This is a genomic window from Leifsonia shinshuensis, assembly GCF_022606355.1.
GTDB classification, from domain to species: Bacteria; Actinomycetota; Actinomycetes; order Actinomycetales; family Microbacteriaceae; genus Leifsonia; species Leifsonia shinshuensis_B.
In genome coordinates, this window is sequence record NZ_JAHHZQ010000002.1 from 977,404 (window position 1) to 992,552 (window position 15,149).

The following is a 15,149-nucleotide window of genomic DNA, read 5'->3' on the forward strand; positions in this document are numbered from 1 at the left end:
GAGGAAGCGATGGCGTCGGAGGCGGGTTAGTGGAGGGGGGTGACGGGGAGGGCGGCGGCGACGGCAGCGCCGGAGGCGACGAAGGCGACGGCGGCCTCGATCTCGGGGGAGAGGTGGCGGTCGGGGCCGGGGCCGGGGACGGTCGCGCGCAGCGCGGCGGTCACAGCACCCGTCGCCGGACCCTGCCGTAGCGGTGCGCGCAGTTCGGCGCCGCGCGCCGCGGTCATCAGCTCGATGGCGAGCACCCGGCCGAGGCCGTCGATCGCCCGGCGCAGCTTGCGCGCGGCGGCCCAGCCCATCGAGACGTGGTCCTCCTGCATCGCCGACGAGGGGATGCTGTCCGCCGACGCCGGCACGGCGAGCCGCTTGAGCTCGGACACGATGCCCGCAGCGGTGTACTGGGCGATCATCAGTCCGGAGTCGACGCCGACCTCGTGCGCCAGGAACGGCGGGAGGCCCTGGTTGCGGGCCTTGTCGAGGAACCGGTCGGTGCGGCGCTCCGACATGCTGGCGACGTCGGCGACGACGATCGCGAGGAAGTCCAGCACGTAGGCGACGGGCGCGCCGTGGAAGTTGCCGTTGGACTCCACGCGGCCGTCCGGCGTGAGCACCGGGTTGTCGATGGCCGATGCGAGTTCGCGCTCGGCGACGCTGGTGGCGTGGGCGACGGTGTCGCGCGCGCCGCCGTGCACCTGGGGTGCGCAGCGGAGCGAGTAAGCGTCCTGCACGCGCGTGCACTCGGGGCCCTTGTGGCTGGCGACGAGCGGCGAGTCCGCCAGCAGGGCGCGGAGGTTGGCCGCCGAGACGGCCTGGCCCGCCTGCGGCCGCAGCTGCTGGAGGTCGGCGGCGAAGACCGCGTCGGTGCCGAGCAGGGCCTCCACGCTCATCGCCGCGGTGATGTCGGCCGTGGTGAGCAGGGTGTCGAGGTCGTCGAGCGCCAGCGCGAGCATCCCGAGCATGCCGTCGGTGCCGTTGATGAGCGCCAGGCCCTCCTTCTCGGCCAGCACGACGGGCTCGATGCCCGCGTCCGCGAGAGCGTCGGCGGCCTCCATGAGCCGTCCGTCGACGCGCACCTGCCCCTCGCCCATGGCAGCGAGCGCACAGTGGGCGAGCGGGGCGAGGTCGCCGGAGCAGCCGAGCGAGCCGTACTCGCGCACGATCGGCGTGATGCCCGCATTGAGCAGTGCGGCGTACGTCTCGACCGTGTGCCGCTGCGCGCCGGTGCGCCCGGTCATCAGGGTCGCCAAGCGCAGCAGCATGAGGGCGCGCACGACCTCGCGCTCGACCTCCGGGCCGGAGCCGGCCGCGTGGGAGCGGACCAGGGAGGCCTGCAGCTGCGCCCGGCGCTGCTCCGGGATGAAGGTGGTCGCGAGCGCGCCGAATCCCGTGGAGATCCCGTAGTGCGGCTCGACGTCGTCGGCGAGGGCTTCGATGATCGCCCGGGAGGCCTCGACGCTCTCCAGCGCGGCGGAGTCCAGGTGCACGGGCGCTTCGTGGCGGGCGACGGCGACGACCTCGGCGATGGTGAGGGGTCGCGCGCCGACGGTGACGGGCGTGGTGTCGCCGTCGGACGGTCGGGTGGTTGCGGGGGTGGAACCGGTGGTGAGGGCGGACATGCTCCGATCATGCGCCGCGGTGCCGTGTCGGCGCCCGGGGGTTAGGCTCTTCGGTGTCCGGGATACCAGACTCGCGGATGCGGGCTGCCCGCTGCCGCGCGAACGCACAGTGGAGGCGCCATGAGCAAGGTCCCCGCCGCGGACAACACCCTGCGGATCCTCGCGTTCCTGGCCACCCAGCGCGGCCCGGTGCCGGCCGCCGCCATCGCGGCCTCCCTCGGCCTCCCGCGCTCGACCGTCTACCACCTGCTCACCGTTCTGGCCGAGCACGGCTTCGTGCTGCACTTCCCCGAGGCACGCCGGTACGGCCTCGGCGTCGCCGCCTACGAGCTGTCGAGCGGGTTCTCCCGCCAGCAGCCGCTGAGCCGGCTCGGCCGCCCGATCGTCGCGGCGCTGGTGGATGCGCTGGGCGAGTCCGGGCATGTCGCCGTGCTGCACGGCCGCGACGTCGTCTACATCGTGGAGGAGCGAGCGCCGCGGCGGCCGCGACTGGTCACCGACGTCGGCGTGCGGCTGCCCGCGCACCTGACCGCGAGCGGCCGAGCCCTGCTCGCGTCGCTGCCGCCGGGCCAGCTGCGCGCCCTGTACCCGGACGCCGACGCGTTCGAAGACCGCACCGGCGCCGGGCCGCACTCCTACGCCGAGCTGCGCCGCCTGGTGGTGGAGGCCAGGGAGCGCGGCTACGCGACCGAGGACGGCGACGTCACCCCGGGCTTCGCGTCGGTCGCGGTGTCGGTGCGGGACCACGCGGGCTGGCCTGCGGCGGGAATCGCGGTCACCTTCCCGCGCGAGAACGTGCCGCCGGCCGAGTGGGACGCGCTGGCCGCCCGGGTACGGGAGGCGGCCGCCGAGCTCTCGCGCCGCATCCGCGGCAGCTGAGCGCGAGCGTGCTCGCCGACCCGCCCGCGAGGGGCACGCAAACGCCCTAAAACCCGCCCTTTAGGGGCGCCTGCGTGCCCCTCGACGACCCTTCGGTCGCCGGAGTGGCCCGCGCCCGCTGCCGGTTCGGGCGCGCCGAGCGCGTGGCCCGAGTCGAGGGGCACGCAAGCGCCCTTAAACCGGCCCTAAAGGGGCACTTGGGTGCCCCTCGGCGCCGCCTCGCGCGGGCGAAGCAGCGCTACTCGAGCGTGAGGGTGGTCGTATGGGAGGCGCCGTTGCGGAGGTACTCGACCGTCACCTCGTCGCCCGCCTTGCTGGTCACCTGGATCGCGGTGAGCACGTCGATGTTGCTCGCGGTGTGCCCGTTCACCGAGGTGACCACGTCGCCGACGCGGAGGCCCGCCCGTTGCGCCGGGCCGCCCGAGACGATCGACTGCACGAACAGCCCGTCCGTCACGCCGAACGCCGCGGCGGCGGACGGCGGGATGGGGACGACCGTCAGCCCGGCGGTCGGGTGCGAGACCTTTCCGTGCGCGATCAGCTCGTCGGCGATCGGCAGCGCGAGCGACTCGGGCACGGCGAAGCCGATGCCGACGCTTCCGGTGCTGGCCTGGCCGCCCGAACCCGGAACCGTCGCGATCGCGGTGTTGATGCCGATCAGGCGGCCGCTGCAGTCGACGAGCGCACCTCCGGAGTTGCCGGGGTTGATGGATGCGTCCGTCTGGATGGCGCCGGCGAGCACCGCGTTCCTGTCGTCGTCGCTCGGGACGGGAACCGTGCGTCCCAGCGCGCTGACGATCCCCGCGGTCACGGTGCTGGACAGCCCGAGGGGCGCACCCAGTGCGACGACCGGCTGGCCGACGACGAGCGATCCGGAGTCGCCGGTGGCGATGACGGGGAGGGGCTGGTCGTCGGTCACCTTGATCACCGCGAGGTCGGTCTTGGGGTCGCGTCCGGTGAGCGTCGCCGGCAGCTCGTGCCCGTCGCTGAACCGGACCGTGAGCTTCGCGCCGGACGCCGCGTCGGCGACCACGTGGTTGTTGGTCAGGATGTAGCCGTCATCGGTGATGATCTCGCCGCTTCCATTGCTGGTGCCGCGCTGGCCGACGACCGCGATCGTCACAACGCTCGGCAGCACCTGGTCCGCCACGCGCGCGGCGTCGCACGATCCGCTGCGGCCGGCCGAGAGCGCGGCCACGGCGAAGCCTCCCGCGACCATCCCGCCGCCGATCAGGACCAGGGCGCAGCCGACGACGAGCAGTGCGACGGTCCACGGGCGCAGGGTGGACTTCGTGTCGGTCACAGGCGGCCTCTCTCGACGGTGGCGCCAGGCTAGCGGGAGCGTCGACGGAGCACCAGGACCGTCCTCATCGCTTCTGGGGGCGCTACCCTTCGTGCATGGTGAGATTCCTGATCCGTGCGGCCATCTTCGTCGTCACCGCTGCGCTCGGCCTCCTGGTCGCGTCCTGGCTCCTCCCCGGCTTCCATCTGGACTGGGAGGGCCTCCTCATCGCCGTGGCGGTCTTCGCCGTGGCCCAGAGCATCCTGGCGCCTTTCATCTTCAATCTCGCCCGCAAGTACGCCTCCGCCGTCCTCGGCGGAATCGGACTGGTCTCGACGCTGCTCGCGCTGATCATCGCCTCGCTGTTCCCCGGCGGGATCCGCGTGGACGATTTCGTGACCTGGGTGCTCGCCGCACTCGTGGTCTGGATCGTGACCGCGCTGGGCGGCTGGCTGCTTCCGCTGATCTTCCTCAAGAAGAAGGTGGCGGGCAGGGGAGCCGCGGCGCGAGGCTGAGCGGCACCGAACGTCACGCGGCGCGCAGCGTCTTCGCGAAGCAGACCGAGTGCGGGTCGCCGACGTAGTCGCCGAAGTTCGGGATGCGCACGTACCCGCGGCTCTCGTAGAGGGCGATCGCGGCGTGCTGCAGCGGGCCTGTCTCCAGCTGCAGCACCGGGATGCCGGCCACGGCCGCCTGCGCCTCCACGGCACGGAGCAGGCCGGCGGCGAGACCGCGTCCGCGCGCGTCCGGGTGGACGAACATGCGCTTGAGCTCGGCGGTGCCGTCGCCCTTCTCGACGAGTGCGGCCATGCCCAGCGCCCCGCCCTTCTCGTCGCGCCCGACGAACACGGTGACCCCCGGGAGCTCCAGCTCGGACACGTCGAGCAGGTAGCAGCTCTCGGCCGGGTAGAGCGCGAAGGTGAACTCGTCGCTGAGCCGCAGCAGCTCCTCGACGCCGGGGGAGCGGGCGGGCTCGGCGGACACGCTCGTGATCATGCGCACGATGCTAGCCAGCGCGTGTGTCGTGGAGGTTACGCGCGGTGGAGCTCAAGGGCAGCGCGGAGCGATGCCGCGACCCCAGCGCCGCGCGGTGGAGCTCAGGGGCAGCGCCGAGCGATGCCGCGACCCCAGCGCCGCGCGGTGGAGCTCAGGGGCAGCGCGGAGCGATGCCGCGACCCCAGCGCCGAGGGAGCCTGCGACCGAGGTGAGAGCCTGCAACCGAGGTCAGAACTACAGGCCGACGTCAGGAGGTCCTTGACTTCTGTCGGCTGATGCCGCGCGCCACCCACTCCAGGCGGCGCAGCGCCTCCCGGTTGCGGATCCAGAGGATCGGCTGGGCGATCAGCCGAGGGATGCGCGCGGCGATCCCCGTGATCGCCTCCTCCTCCATGCGCACCACGCAGCCCCGGCCGCGCCGGCGCACCTCGATGACGACGCGCTCGGTTCCGAACGGCCGCGTCTTGGCCTCCAGCTCGACGCGCCGCGGCGGGTCCCACACCTGCACCGTCGTCTCGTCGTTCAGCACGAACGGCCACACGCCGATCGAGTGGTGGAGGCGCGACCCCGGCTCGGGGAAGCGGCCGTCGGCCGCACGCATCCGCGACGCCCCCACCACCCAGGTCGGGAACACCCACGGGTCCGCGAGCGCCGTGAAGACCTCGTCGGGGGTGCAGGCGAAACGGCGCACGTTGACGGACATCAGGCGACCTCGTCCTCGTCGTCCGGGATCGCCCGCGCGGCGGAGGCGGAGGGCGACAGCGACGGCATCCGGGTGACGCCGAACTCGTGACGCAGGGCGCTGCGCGCCGCGTAGTAGCCGGCCAGCCCGTGGACGCCCGGGCCGGGGACCGTGGACGAAGACGCGAGGTAGAGCCCGCGTCCCGGCATCCGCCACGGGTCCGTCGACAGCACCGGTCGCATCACGAGCTGGGACAGGCTGGGCATTCCCGACGAGATGTCGCCGCCGATGTAGCTCGGGTTGTACGCCTCCATCTGGTGCGCCGTCTTGGTCGCCGTCGCGAGGACGAGGTCGCGGAATCCGGGGGCGAACCGCTCGATCTGGGCGATGACGGCCTCGCTGCGGTCGGAGGTCGACCCGCGCGGCACGTGTGTGTAGGCCCAGAGCACGTGCTTGCCGGCGGGAGCCCGGCCGGCGTCGAAGAGGGTGGGCTGCGCGACGAGGACGTACGGGTCGTCGCTCTCGCGCCCCGCTGCGACGACCCGCTCGGAGCGGGCGATGGCCGAGCGCTCGCCGCCGAGGTGCACCGTCGCGGTCTCCAGGAGTTCCGGATTGCGCCACGGCACGGGTCCCGAGAGCGCGAAGTCGATCTTGAAGACGCCGTTGCCGTTGCGGAACGCCCCGACCCTGCGCAGGTAATCCGCGGGAAGGCGGTCCTCGCCGAGCCGGGCCGCGATCGCCACGTGCGTGTCGAAGAGCACGGCCCTGGCGTCGGGGAGGTCGCCGAGCGACTGGATCTCGGCGCCGGTCACGACCTCGCCTCCGTGCGCGCGCAGGTCGTCGACGAGGGCGTCGGCGATCGACTGCGAGCCGCCGACGGGGATGGGCCACCCGCGGGCGTGAGCGTACGTCGCCAGTGCGAGCCCGGCGGCCGCTCCCGCGAGGTTCGGCAGCGGCAGGGTGGTGTGCGCGATCACGCCGGTCAGCAGCGCGCCGGGCTTCTCGGTGCGGAACGGCAGGTTCCACCACGGTCCGCCCTGCGAGAGGGCGGCGAGGCCGAACCGGGCGGCGACGAGGGGATGCCGCGGAAGCTGGAGCAGGTTCGATCCGGTGAACTGGGCGACCGCGTCGGCCTCGCGTGCCAGCGGGCCCAGCAGGGCGCGCCAGGCCGGGCCGTCGGGGCCGAGAGCCTCCGCGGTGCGCTCGAGATCGCGGTAGGCGAGCGCGACCTCCCCGCCGGGCAGCGGGTGGCCGTAGGAGGCCGTCGGCGTGATGAACGGGATCCGGTCGGCGAGCCCGAACCTCCGGAAGAAGCCGGAGGCGAACGCCAGCGGGTGCACGGCCGAGCAGATGTCGTGGCGGAAGCCGGGGAGGGTGACCTCCTCGGTCCGCATCCCGCCGCCGGCGGTCGCATTGCGTTCGTAGACGTGCACGCGCAGCCCGGCCCTGGCCAGGGTCACGGCGGCGGCGAGGCCGTTCGGTCCCGAGCCGATGACGATCGCGTCGACGGAGGTCATGCCTCCTGTATACCCCGCTCGTCGCGGCCCGGCAGGGAGCTCGACGATCAGCAGTGTCTTCCCAGCCTGCATCCTGTATCGTTTATCAGTCGGCTCTTGACACCGCGCATTTCGGCGCGGATGGGTTTGTCAGTCAGGTGGGCCGGTTCCGCAGCCATTCGGCAAGCGGATTCATCACGATGTGAACGGCCCCGGGCGATGTCTGCCGGGGAATCTCCGGTGCGCTTCAGCGTGCCGCCGCGCATTTCTCAAGCAACCCAGGAAGAACACGTATGCCCCCGTACAAGAAGACCGACCGACGATCCTCGCAGCCGCGCACCGGCGCCTCCCACGGCGCCCCGAAGGGTGCGGGCAGCCGCAGCCCGAAGCACCGCGGATTCCGCGACGAGGCCCCGGCCGCCGGCAAGAAGGCCCGCTGGACCGCCGACGACCGCGCCGCCCGCGGCCGCGACACCTTCGGCACCCGCGACAACGCGCGCGGCGGCTCGGAGCGCGGCGGCTCGGCCGGCCGCACCGAGCGCCCCAACTGGGAGCCGCGCGGCAAGGACGCGCGTCGCACCGAGCGCGAGTGGGACAACCGTTCGCGCGCCGGCCGTCGTGAAGACGACCGTCCCCGTCGCGACTACGACGACCGTCCGCGTCGTCAGTTCGACGACCGCGCCGACCGGGCCGACCGCCCGCGTCGCGACTTCGACGAGCGTCCGCGCCGTCAGTTCGACGACCGTGGCGACCGCGCCGAGCGGCCCCGCCGCGACTTCGACCGCGACGAGCGTCCGCGCCGTCAGTTCGACCGCGCCGACCGTCCGCGTCGTGACTTCGATCGCGACGAGCGTCCGCGCCGCTCGTTCGACGACCGCGCCGACCGTCCCCGTCGTGACGACGACCGTCCGCGCCGTCAGTTCGACGACCGCGCCGACCGGGCCGCCCGCCCGCGTCGCGACCTCGACGAGCGTCCGCGCCGTCAGTTCGACGACCGTGGCGACCGCGCCGAGCGGCCCCGCCGCGACTTCGACCGCGACGAGCGTCCGCGCCGTCAGTTCGACCGCGACGAGCGTCCGCGCCGTTCGTTCGACGACCGCGCCGAGCGCCCGCGCCGCGACTCCTCTTACTACCCGTCGCGTGACGAGAAGCCCGCGTTCAACGCGCAGGACGACGTCGTGCTCGAGCGCCTCCAGGCCGACGCCATCCAGGCGTCCGACGTGGAGGGCGTGACCTTCGGCGACCTCGGCCTCGGCGGCAACATCGTCCGCGCCCTCGCGGAGCTGGGCGCCGAGACGCCGTTCCCGATCCAGGCGGCCACCATTCCCGACGTGCTCGCGGGCAAGGACGTCCTCGGTCGTGGCCGCACCGGCTCCGGCAAGACGATCGCCTTCGGCGCGCCGCTGGTCGAGCGGCTCATGCAGCTGTGGGCCGAGCAGGGCAAGTCGGGCGGCAAGCGTCAGCTGGGCCGCGCGCCCCGCGCGCTGATCCTCGCTCCGACCCGCGAGCTCGCCCTCCAGATCGACCGCACGGTGCAGCCGATCGCGCGCAGCGTCGGCCTCTTCACCACGCAGATCTACGGCGGTGTGCCGCAGGGCCGCCAGGTCGGCGCGCTCCAGCGCGGCGTCGACATCGTGATCGGCACCCCCGGCCGCATCGAGGACCTCATCGAGCAGGGCCGCCTCGACCTCAGCGAGGTCGTCGTCACCGTCTTGGACGAGGCCGACCACATGTGCGACCTCGGCTTCCTGGAGCCGGTGCAGCGCATCCTGCGCGAGACGTCGGAGGGCGGCCAGAAGCTGCTGTTCTCGGCGACCCTCGACAAGGGCGTGGCTCAGCTCGTCGACGAGTTCCTCGTCGACCCGGCGGTGCACGAGGTCGCCGGCGAGGACCAGGCGTCCTCGACCATCGACCACCGCGTCCTCGTCATCGAGCACCGCGACAAGCCCGCCATCATCGAGCAGCTCGCCGACCGCGAGGGCAAGACGCTGATCTTCGCCCGCACCCGCGCGTTCGCCGAGATGCTCGCCGACCAGCTCGACGACGCCGGCATCCCGGCCGTCAGCCTCCACGGCGACCTCAACCAGTCGCGTCGCACGCGCAACCTGGCGCAGCTCACCAGCGGCCGGGTGAACGTGCTGGTCGCGACCGACGTCGCCGCCCGCGGCATCCACGTCGACGACATCGACCTGGTGATCCAGGCCGACGCGCCGGACGAGTACAAGACGTATCTGCACCGCTCCGGCCGCACCGGCCGCGCCGGCAAGCAGGGCACGGTCGTGACGCTCATCCCGCGTCAGCGTCAGCGCCGCATGGGCGACCTGCTGCAGCGCGCCGAGATCGAGGCCGACTTCGTGCCGGCCATCCCGGGCGACCAGCTGATCACCGACCTCGCGCTCGCGGCGTCCGCGCCCGAGGCCTCCGACGAGGTCTGATCCGCAGAACCCTCAGCCCCCGTCCCGCAGCTCACGCTGCGGGCGGGGGCTTTCTCGTCGGGCGAGACGGCCGAAAGTACGTCGTCTCGCGCGATTCGCGCCCACGTCGCGCCGTCCCGATCAGTCGTCGGCGTTGATCTGGTCGAGGGCGTGCCGGGCGAGGGAGGCCATCCGCGGGTTGTCGTCCGACGACGTTGCGAGCGCGGTGCCCATCGTCACGGCCCAGCCGCGCGCTCGGCGCCAGGTCGCGGGGTCGGGCGGGGTGGGCAGCGCTGCACGGAAACGCTCGCGCGCCTCCTCGTCGAACGTCAGCCACGCCGTGGCGAGGTCGGTCGCCGGGTCGCCCGAGGTGACATCGCCGAAGTCGAGAACCGCCGCCAGGCCGGAGGCCGGGGTCAGCAGCAGGTTGCCCGGGTGGAGGTCGCCGTGCAGCAGCAGCGGCGGCCCGTCCCACTCGGGTGCCGCGAGCGCCTCGCGCCACGCCTGCTCGAGAGCCGCGACCTCCATCCGCCCGGACAGCGAGCGGAGCCGCGTGCCCACGACCTCCGCGCGGGTCCGGAGCGGAACACCCCGCACCGGGTTGCGGGGAGCGTCGGGAGTCGGCACGGCGAGCTCCCCGACGAACGCGGCCAGCGGCTCCGCCAGCCCCGAGCGTTCGGCTGCGGCCACCGAGGCCCCGTCGACGCCGTCGATCCAGTCGACGATGCTCCAGGGGAAGGGGAACGCCGCGGACGGAACGCCCACGCGGATCGGCACCGGCACGCGTGCGCGGACGCGTGCGGCGATCCCCGGCAGCATCTGCTGCTCGTGCTCGATGAGGTGCGCCGCGACCTCGCGCCGCGGGATGCGGACGGCGTGATCGTCGCCCAGCCGGTACAACTGGTTGTCCCAGCCGTCGGAGACGAGCCGAAGCGGTCCGGCCAAGTCGGGATGCTGCGCCGCCACCAGCGCGGCGACGAGTTCGGCGTCCGTGGGGATATCGGCGGTGGGGGTCGATGACACCGTGCGACCTTAGCGCAGGAGGTTGTTGACAGACCTATGGCACGATCCCGCGCACCGCCCACGCTCGCGCCACGAGCGCGATCGAGCCGTCGGGCTCGCGCGGCAGGGTCGTGTCCAACCGGCGGCGGAGCGCCTCCCGTGCGTCCTCGTCGAGAGACATCGCGTACGCGGGCGCCGGCCCCTGGCCGCCGAGGAACGGTTCCCAGTAGTCGTCGAAGTGCGCGAAGACCGTCGGTACGTCGAGCGCCGTCACCCCGACGCCGGAGCAGCCGACGTCCCCGAACAGCGCCGCGAGGGCGTCGGGATGCGCGAGCGCGGACCGCAGGCCCTCGTCGAGCTCCGCGGCCGCCGGGTCGAGCGCCGCCGCGGCGTCCCAGAAGCGTCGCATCAGGTCCATCCGGCCCGCGTAGTCCCACACGTAGGCGGCGACCGTCCCGCCTGCGCGCACGACGCGGAGCGACTCGGCCAGCGCCGACGGCGCGTCCGGCACGAATGTGAGCACCAGCCCCGACACCGCGCAGTCGACGGAGGAGTCGGGCAGGGGGAGGTCGTCCGCGGCGGCGACCGAGAAGGTCGATCGCCCGCCCAGGCGTTGCCTCGCGGCGGCGACGAACCCCTCGGCGGGTCCACGCCGACCACCCGTGCCGGCGCCGTCCGGTCGAGGATGCACTCGGTGAGGGCGCCCGTGCCGCAGCCGACATCGAGCCAGCTCAGTCCCGGCGGCAGGTCGAGCCAGTCGAGGAAGAGCGGAGCGACCCGGCTGCTCCAACGCCCGACATAGCGTTCGTAGGCGCTGCCGCGTCCCCAGATACCGCTCCCGCCGGGCATGGCCACACCCTACTGCGCGGGTAATGCGCGTGGGCAGTCGAAAACGCGCAGCAAAGCTGCGTCTGCGGACGGAAAGGTGACAGGGAGCGTATGTCAGCATGGGTGCGGAGGACCCATGACTACCGATTCCGCACGCATGCACAGTGTCACCGCCGAGACCAGCGAACTGGTCGATCTCGTGCTCGACTACTCGCGCCGGCGCATCCTCGCCACGGACACGCCACTCGACAAGCCGCTGCCCGAGTCGGAGCTGCGCAGGCTCGCCGGGCGCACCGTGTCGGAGGGCGGAATGGGTGCCGAGCGCGCGCTCGCCGTGTTCGAGCACGTGCTCGCCCCGGCGTGCATCACCACCGACCACCCGCGGTACCTCTCGTTCATCCCGACCGCGCCGACCAAGGCTGCGACGGCTTTCGATCTCGTCGTCTCCGCGAGCGCCGTCTACGGCGGCTCCTGGCTGGAGGGCTCGGGCGCCGTCTACGCCGAGAACCAGGTGCTGACCTGGCTGGCGTCGGAGTTCGGGCTGCCTCCCACGGCGGGCGGCGTCTTCGTGCAGGGCGGGACGCTCGGCAACCTCTCCGCGCTCGTGGCCGCGCGCGACAGCGCCCGTGCCGAACGCGGCAACCCTCCCGGCAGCTGGATCATCGTCTGCAGCGCAGAGGCGCACTCCTCCGTGGCGTCCGCCGCCCGCGTGATGGACGTGGAGGTGGTGACCGTCTCGCCGGGCGAGTCCGGAGTGCTCACCGGCGAAGCCGTGCGCCCGGCGCTCGTCGAGCACGGCGACGCGGTCTTCGCGGTCGTCGCGACCGCCGGCTCCACCAACTTCGGAATCGTCGACGACATCGCCTCCATCGCCGCCCTGAAGGACGAGTTCGGGTTCTGGCTGCACGTCGACGGCGCCTACGGTCTCGCCGGGATGCTGTCGCCCGTCGCCCGGTCGCGCTTCGCCGGCGTCGAGCGGGCCGACTCGCTCATCGTCGACCCGCACAAGTGGCTGTTCGCACCCTTCGACGCCTGCGCGCTGCTCTACCGCGATCCGGAGGCGGGCCGTCGCGCCCACACGCAGCACGCCGAGTACCTCGACACGCTGACGGACACCACCGAGTGGAGCCCGTCGGACTACGCCGCCCACCTCACGCGGCGCGCTCGCGGCCTCCCGTTCTGGTTCTCGCTGGCCTCGCACGGCGCAGGCGCGTACCGCGACGCCGTCACCGCGTCGCTCCAGCTGGCGCGGCGGATCGCCGACGAGATCGACCGGCGCGAAGGATTCCACCTGGTGCGCCAGCCGCAGCTCTCGGTGGTGGTGTTCGAGCGCGACGGCTGGACCAAGGAGGACTACGCGCTCTGGTCCGCCCGCCTCCTCGACGAGCAGCGCGCCTTCGTGACGCCCAGCTCGCACGCCGGACGCCCCAACACCCGCTTCGCCGTGCTCAACCCGCTGACGACGTACGAAGACCTCATCGAGATCCTCGACACCATGGACTGAGTCCGCACAGCACGAAGGCCCCTGCCGCACGGCGGGGGCCTTCGCGTCATCCGGGTCAGACGATGTCGTCGCTGTCGCCCACCCGGCGGGTGACGCGCTCACCGCTCACCGGATCGACCGCTGTGCGTGTGGTCGCGATGGTGCGGCGACGGCGGGTCATCAGGATGATGCCGAGAATGATGCCGACGGCGCCGGCGATCATCAGGATGTAACCCACCAGGTGGAGGTCGATCCAGCTGACCTGCACGTTCAGGGCGAACGCCAGGATGGCGCCGATGACGAACAGGACGATTCCGGTACCGAGGCTCATGGCGGGCCTCCCTACACTCGGCGGCTGCCGGTCAGCAGTCGTACCAGCCAGACGATCACGGCCAGGACCAGCAGGATGATGCCGACCCACAGCAGGAAGTTCAGAGACTGCACGAAGCCGCCGGTGAGCAGCAGGACGATCGCGATGATGGCGATGATGATGAGCAGGATGTTCATGGGAGGGGTTGTCCTTTCCTTGACATAGACCACCGAACAACTGCTTCGGTTGTCGAACAATCCCCTTGACGTCAGGTCCTTTCCGGCCTATTCGCGTGTCGCTCCGCACTGATGCGGTCGACGGTCTCGCGCATCGTGGTGAGGAAGCGCGTCACCGTCTTGGCGTCTTCCTCGCTCAGCTCGGCCGCCCGGGCTGCGATCTGCTCCTGGGCGGCGACCATCGGCCCGGTGTCGCCGAAGGCCGCGCGCGTCGGCACCAGATCGACGGACCGGCGGTCGGTGTCGTTGGTTCGTCGTTCGACCAGACCGGCCTGCACCAGCCGGTCGATCAGAGCGGTCGTCGAGGCGCTCGAGACACCGACATAGGCGCTCACGTCTTTGGCGGCGGTGCGCCGGCCTCCCGCTGCGTTGTCGAGGATCAGCCGGAGCGCGAGGAAGTCGTTCTCGCCGATGCCCATGGCCGCCCCGGTGCGCCGGCGCATCGCCGTCTCCGCGGCCCGGTAGACCTGGAGCGCCTCGAGCACGCCCCGGTCGGGCGGCGGCACATCCGCGGGCAGCGCATCCGATCGTTCGCTCACTCCTCTCAGTCATCTCCCGCTCGTCGACGATTTCAACGGGCGGATCGATGACTGTCGGCGGATTCACGGCATCCGATCGAGCGCGTATGCTCGCGGGGTGCTTCCCGACACCGTCATGCTCGACCGCTACGAACTGCGTGAACCGCTGGGTCGTGGCGGAATGGCGACGGTCTACCGCGCCGACGATCGCGAACTCGGGCGCTCCGTCGCGATCAAGCTGTTCGTGCCGGGTCGAGCGGCCGACGGCGCCCGCCGCCGCAGCGAGGCCATGGCGCTGGCTCGCCTGTCGCACCCGAACCTGGTGTGTCTGTATGACGCGCACCTCTCGGCCGACGACGACCTCGCACCGAGTTACCTGGTGATGGAGCTCGTGGAGGGGGAGGATCTGGGCACCAGGCTGGACCGCGGTCCGCTGCCGGGCGCGGAGGTCGCGGCGATCGCTGCCGGGATCGCCGAGGCGCTCGTGGTCGTCCACGCCGCGGGGATCGTGCACCGGGACCTGAAACCGGCGAACATCCTCCTCGCCGACTCGGAGGTGCCGGGCGGGATGCCGCACGCCAAGCTCACCGACTTCGGCATCGCGCACCTGATGGGCGCCGAGCGCGTGACGACGGCGGGGACCATCATCGGCACGGCCGGCTTCCTGAGCCCCGAACAGTCGACCGGTGCGGAGCCCGGCCCGGCGGCGGACGTCTACTCCCTGGGACTGGTGGTGCTGGAGGCGCTGACCGGTGTGCGCGAGTATCCGGGTACCCCGGTGGAGGCCGTGACCGCGCGGCTCGTGCGCGACCCGCGTATCCCGGCGTCGCTGCCGGAGGAGTGGCGTGGCCTGATCGGCGCCATGACCTCGCGTGATCCCCATCTGCGGCCGACGGCACTGGAGGTCGCGGTCATGGCGCGGGAGCTCGCTCCGCAGCTTGCCGGCTGGGTCGCCCCGGGACCCGTCGCGGACTCCGACAGGGGAGGTGAGGCGCCGACCGCGGCGATGCCGCCCGCGGTTCTGCCGGTGACCGGCCCCGCTCCGTTGCGACGCCCGCGGAACGGCGGGCGCGCCGCTCGCCGTCGGCGGCGGCTCACCGACGGCGCGCTCCTGGTCTCGGGCGTGACGGCGATCGTGGCCGTCGCGTTGAGCCTCGGCATCGTCTTCGCGCCGGCGGCACCCGCGGCTCGGAGCGAGCCGACGCACCGACCGACTCCGACTGTGACGGCTCCGCCGCAGACCGTGGAGCCGGCGGATACGACCCAGCCCCCGCCACCGGCGGCGCCGGCGCAGCACGTCCAGCAGCCGCCCGCGCCGCAGAAGGGCGACCATCCCGGCAAGGGATCGGGGAAGAACAACGGCAAGAGCAACGGTTCCGGCAATGGCAAGGGCAAGGGCTGAGAGCT

At 72.6% G+C, this 15,149-nt stretch carries 15 protein-coding genes and 1 pseudogene; 5 read left to right on the forward strand and 11 right to left on the reverse strand.

Annotated elements, in window-relative coordinates:
• Positions 1 to 26: 26 nt before the first annotated feature.
• Positions 27 to 1,616: a histidine ammonia-lyase gene (hutH, locus tag KNO15_RS11520; RefSeq protein WP_241703864.1), complete on the reverse strand. Its 1,590-nt coding sequence runs from the start codon at positions 1,614 to 1,616 to the stop codon at positions 27 to 29.
• A gap of 120 nt (positions 1,617 to 1,736) precedes the next feature.
• Here hutH and KNO15_RS11525 point away from each other — a divergent pair, with 120 nt between their 5' ends.
• Positions 1,737 to 2,495 carry an IclR family transcriptional regulator gene (locus KNO15_RS11525; RefSeq protein WP_241703865.1) on the forward strand — a complete coding sequence of 253 codons (759 nt, stop codon included), beginning with the start codon at positions 1,737 to 1,739 and terminating at the stop codon, positions 2,493 to 2,495.
• 238 nt (positions 2,496 to 2,733) lie between these two features.
• Here KNO15_RS11525 and KNO15_RS11530 read toward each other — a convergent pair whose 3' ends face one another.
• The gene (locus KNO15_RS11530; RefSeq protein WP_241703866.1) at positions 2,734 to 3,798 is read right to left on the reverse strand and encodes a S1C family serine protease; all 1,065 of its coding nucleotides are present in this window, start codon (positions 3,796 to 3,798) and stop codon (positions 2,734 to 2,736) included.
• A gap of 95 nt (positions 3,799 to 3,893) precedes the next feature.
• On the opposite strand from KNO15_RS11530, the gene KNO15_RS11535 reads away from it, so the two are divergent.
• Positions 3,894 to 4,292: a phage holin family protein gene (locus KNO15_RS11535; protein ID WP_241703867.1), complete on the forward strand. Its 399-nt coding sequence runs from the start codon at positions 3,894 to 3,896 to the stop codon at positions 4,290 to 4,292.
• Positions 4,293 to 4,305: 13 nt separating this feature from the next.
• On the opposite strand, the gene KNO15_RS11540 is transcribed toward KNO15_RS11535, so the two are convergent.
• The 3 genes from KNO15_RS11540 to KNO15_RS11550 form a co-directional block, all read right to left on the reverse strand.
• On the reverse strand, positions 4,306 to 4,773 hold the full coding sequence (locus KNO15_RS11540) for a GNAT family N-acetyltransferase (RefSeq protein ID WP_241703868.1): 468 nt from the start codon (positions 4,771 to 4,773) through the stop codon (positions 4,306 to 4,308).
• Between the two features lie 247 nt (positions 4,774 to 5,020).
• The gene (locus tag KNO15_RS11545; protein WP_241703869.1) at positions 5,021 to 5,476 is read right to left on the reverse strand and encodes an SRPBCC family protein; all 456 of its coding nucleotides are present in this window, start codon (positions 5,474 to 5,476) and stop codon (positions 5,021 to 5,023) included.
• A complete protein-coding gene (locus KNO15_RS11550; protein ID WP_241703870.1) occupies positions 5,476 to 6,972 on the reverse strand; it encodes a phytoene desaturase family protein in 1,497 nt (498 codons plus the stop codon). The genes KNO15_RS11545 and KNO15_RS11550 overlap by 1 nt, the downstream gene beginning before the upstream one ends.
• Positions 6,973 to 7,244: 272 nt before the next feature.
• On the opposite strand from KNO15_RS11550, the gene KNO15_RS11555 reads away from it, so the two are divergent.
• On the forward strand, positions 7,245 to 9,386 hold the full coding sequence (locus KNO15_RS11555; RefSeq protein ID WP_241703871.1) for a DEAD/DEAH box helicase: 2,142 nt from the start codon (positions 7,245 to 7,247) through the stop codon (positions 9,384 to 9,386).
• Positions 9,387 to 9,506: 120 nt separating this feature from the next.
• Here the strand turns inward: KNO15_RS11555 and KNO15_RS11560 are convergent, their stop codons facing one another.
• From KNO15_RS11560 to KNO15_RS23500, 3 genes and pseudogenes are all read right to left on the reverse strand, one after another.
• Positions 9,507 to 10,388, reverse strand: coding sequence for an aminoglycoside phosphotransferase family protein (locus tag KNO15_RS11560; protein ID WP_241703872.1), 882 nt, complete (start codon positions 10,386 to 10,388; stop codon positions 9,507 to 9,509).
• Between the two features lie 34 nt (positions 10,389 to 10,422).
• Positions 10,423 to 11,058, reverse strand: a complete 636-nt coding sequence (locus KNO15_RS11565) for a class I SAM-dependent methyltransferase (RefSeq protein ID WP_241703873.1) — start codon at positions 11,056 to 11,058, stop codon at positions 10,423 to 10,425.
• Positions 11,052 to 11,216 (reverse strand): annotated as a pseudogene (locus tag KNO15_RS23500) (class I SAM-dependent methyltransferase); the annotation flags it as partial. The pseudogene KNO15_RS23500 and the gene KNO15_RS11565, both read right to left, overlap by 7 nt.
• A 115-nt stretch (positions 11,217 to 11,331) precedes the next feature.
• Between KNO15_RS23500 and KNO15_RS11570 the strand changes: the two are divergent.
• A complete protein-coding gene (locus tag KNO15_RS11570) occupies positions 11,332 to 12,699 on the forward strand; it encodes a pyridoxal phosphate-dependent decarboxylase family protein (RefSeq protein ID WP_241703874.1) in 1,368 nt (455 codons plus the stop codon).
• 55 nt (positions 12,700 to 12,754) lie between these two features.
• On the opposite strand, the gene KNO15_RS11575 is transcribed toward KNO15_RS11570, so the two are convergent.
• The 3 genes from KNO15_RS11575 to KNO15_RS11585 all read right to left on the reverse strand — a co-directional run bounded on the left by KNO15_RS11575 (position 12,755) and on the right by KNO15_RS11585 (position 13,763).
• Positions 12,755 to 13,009, reverse strand: coding sequence for a DUF6458 family protein (locus KNO15_RS11575; RefSeq protein ID WP_241703875.1), 255 nt, complete (start codon positions 13,007 to 13,009; stop codon positions 12,755 to 12,757).
• A gap of 11 nt (positions 13,010 to 13,020) precedes the next feature.
• On the reverse strand, positions 13,021 to 13,185 hold the full coding sequence (locus KNO15_RS11580; protein WP_208039134.1) for a hypothetical protein: 165 nt from the start codon (positions 13,183 to 13,185) through the stop codon (positions 13,021 to 13,023).
• Between the two features lie 71 nt (positions 13,186 to 13,256).
• The gene (locus tag KNO15_RS11585; protein ID WP_241703876.1) at positions 13,257 to 13,763 is read right to left on the reverse strand and encodes a MarR family winged helix-turn-helix transcriptional regulator; all 507 of its coding nucleotides are present in this window, start codon (positions 13,761 to 13,763) and stop codon (positions 13,257 to 13,259) included.
• Between the two features lie 97 nt (positions 13,764 to 13,860).
• Between KNO15_RS11585 and KNO15_RS11590 the strand changes: the two genes are divergently transcribed.
• A complete protein-coding gene (locus KNO15_RS11590) occupies positions 13,861 to 15,144 on the forward strand; it encodes a serine/threonine-protein kinase (protein WP_241703877.1) in 1,284 nt (427 codons plus the stop codon).
• Positions 15,145 to 15,149: the final 5 nt, after the last annotated feature.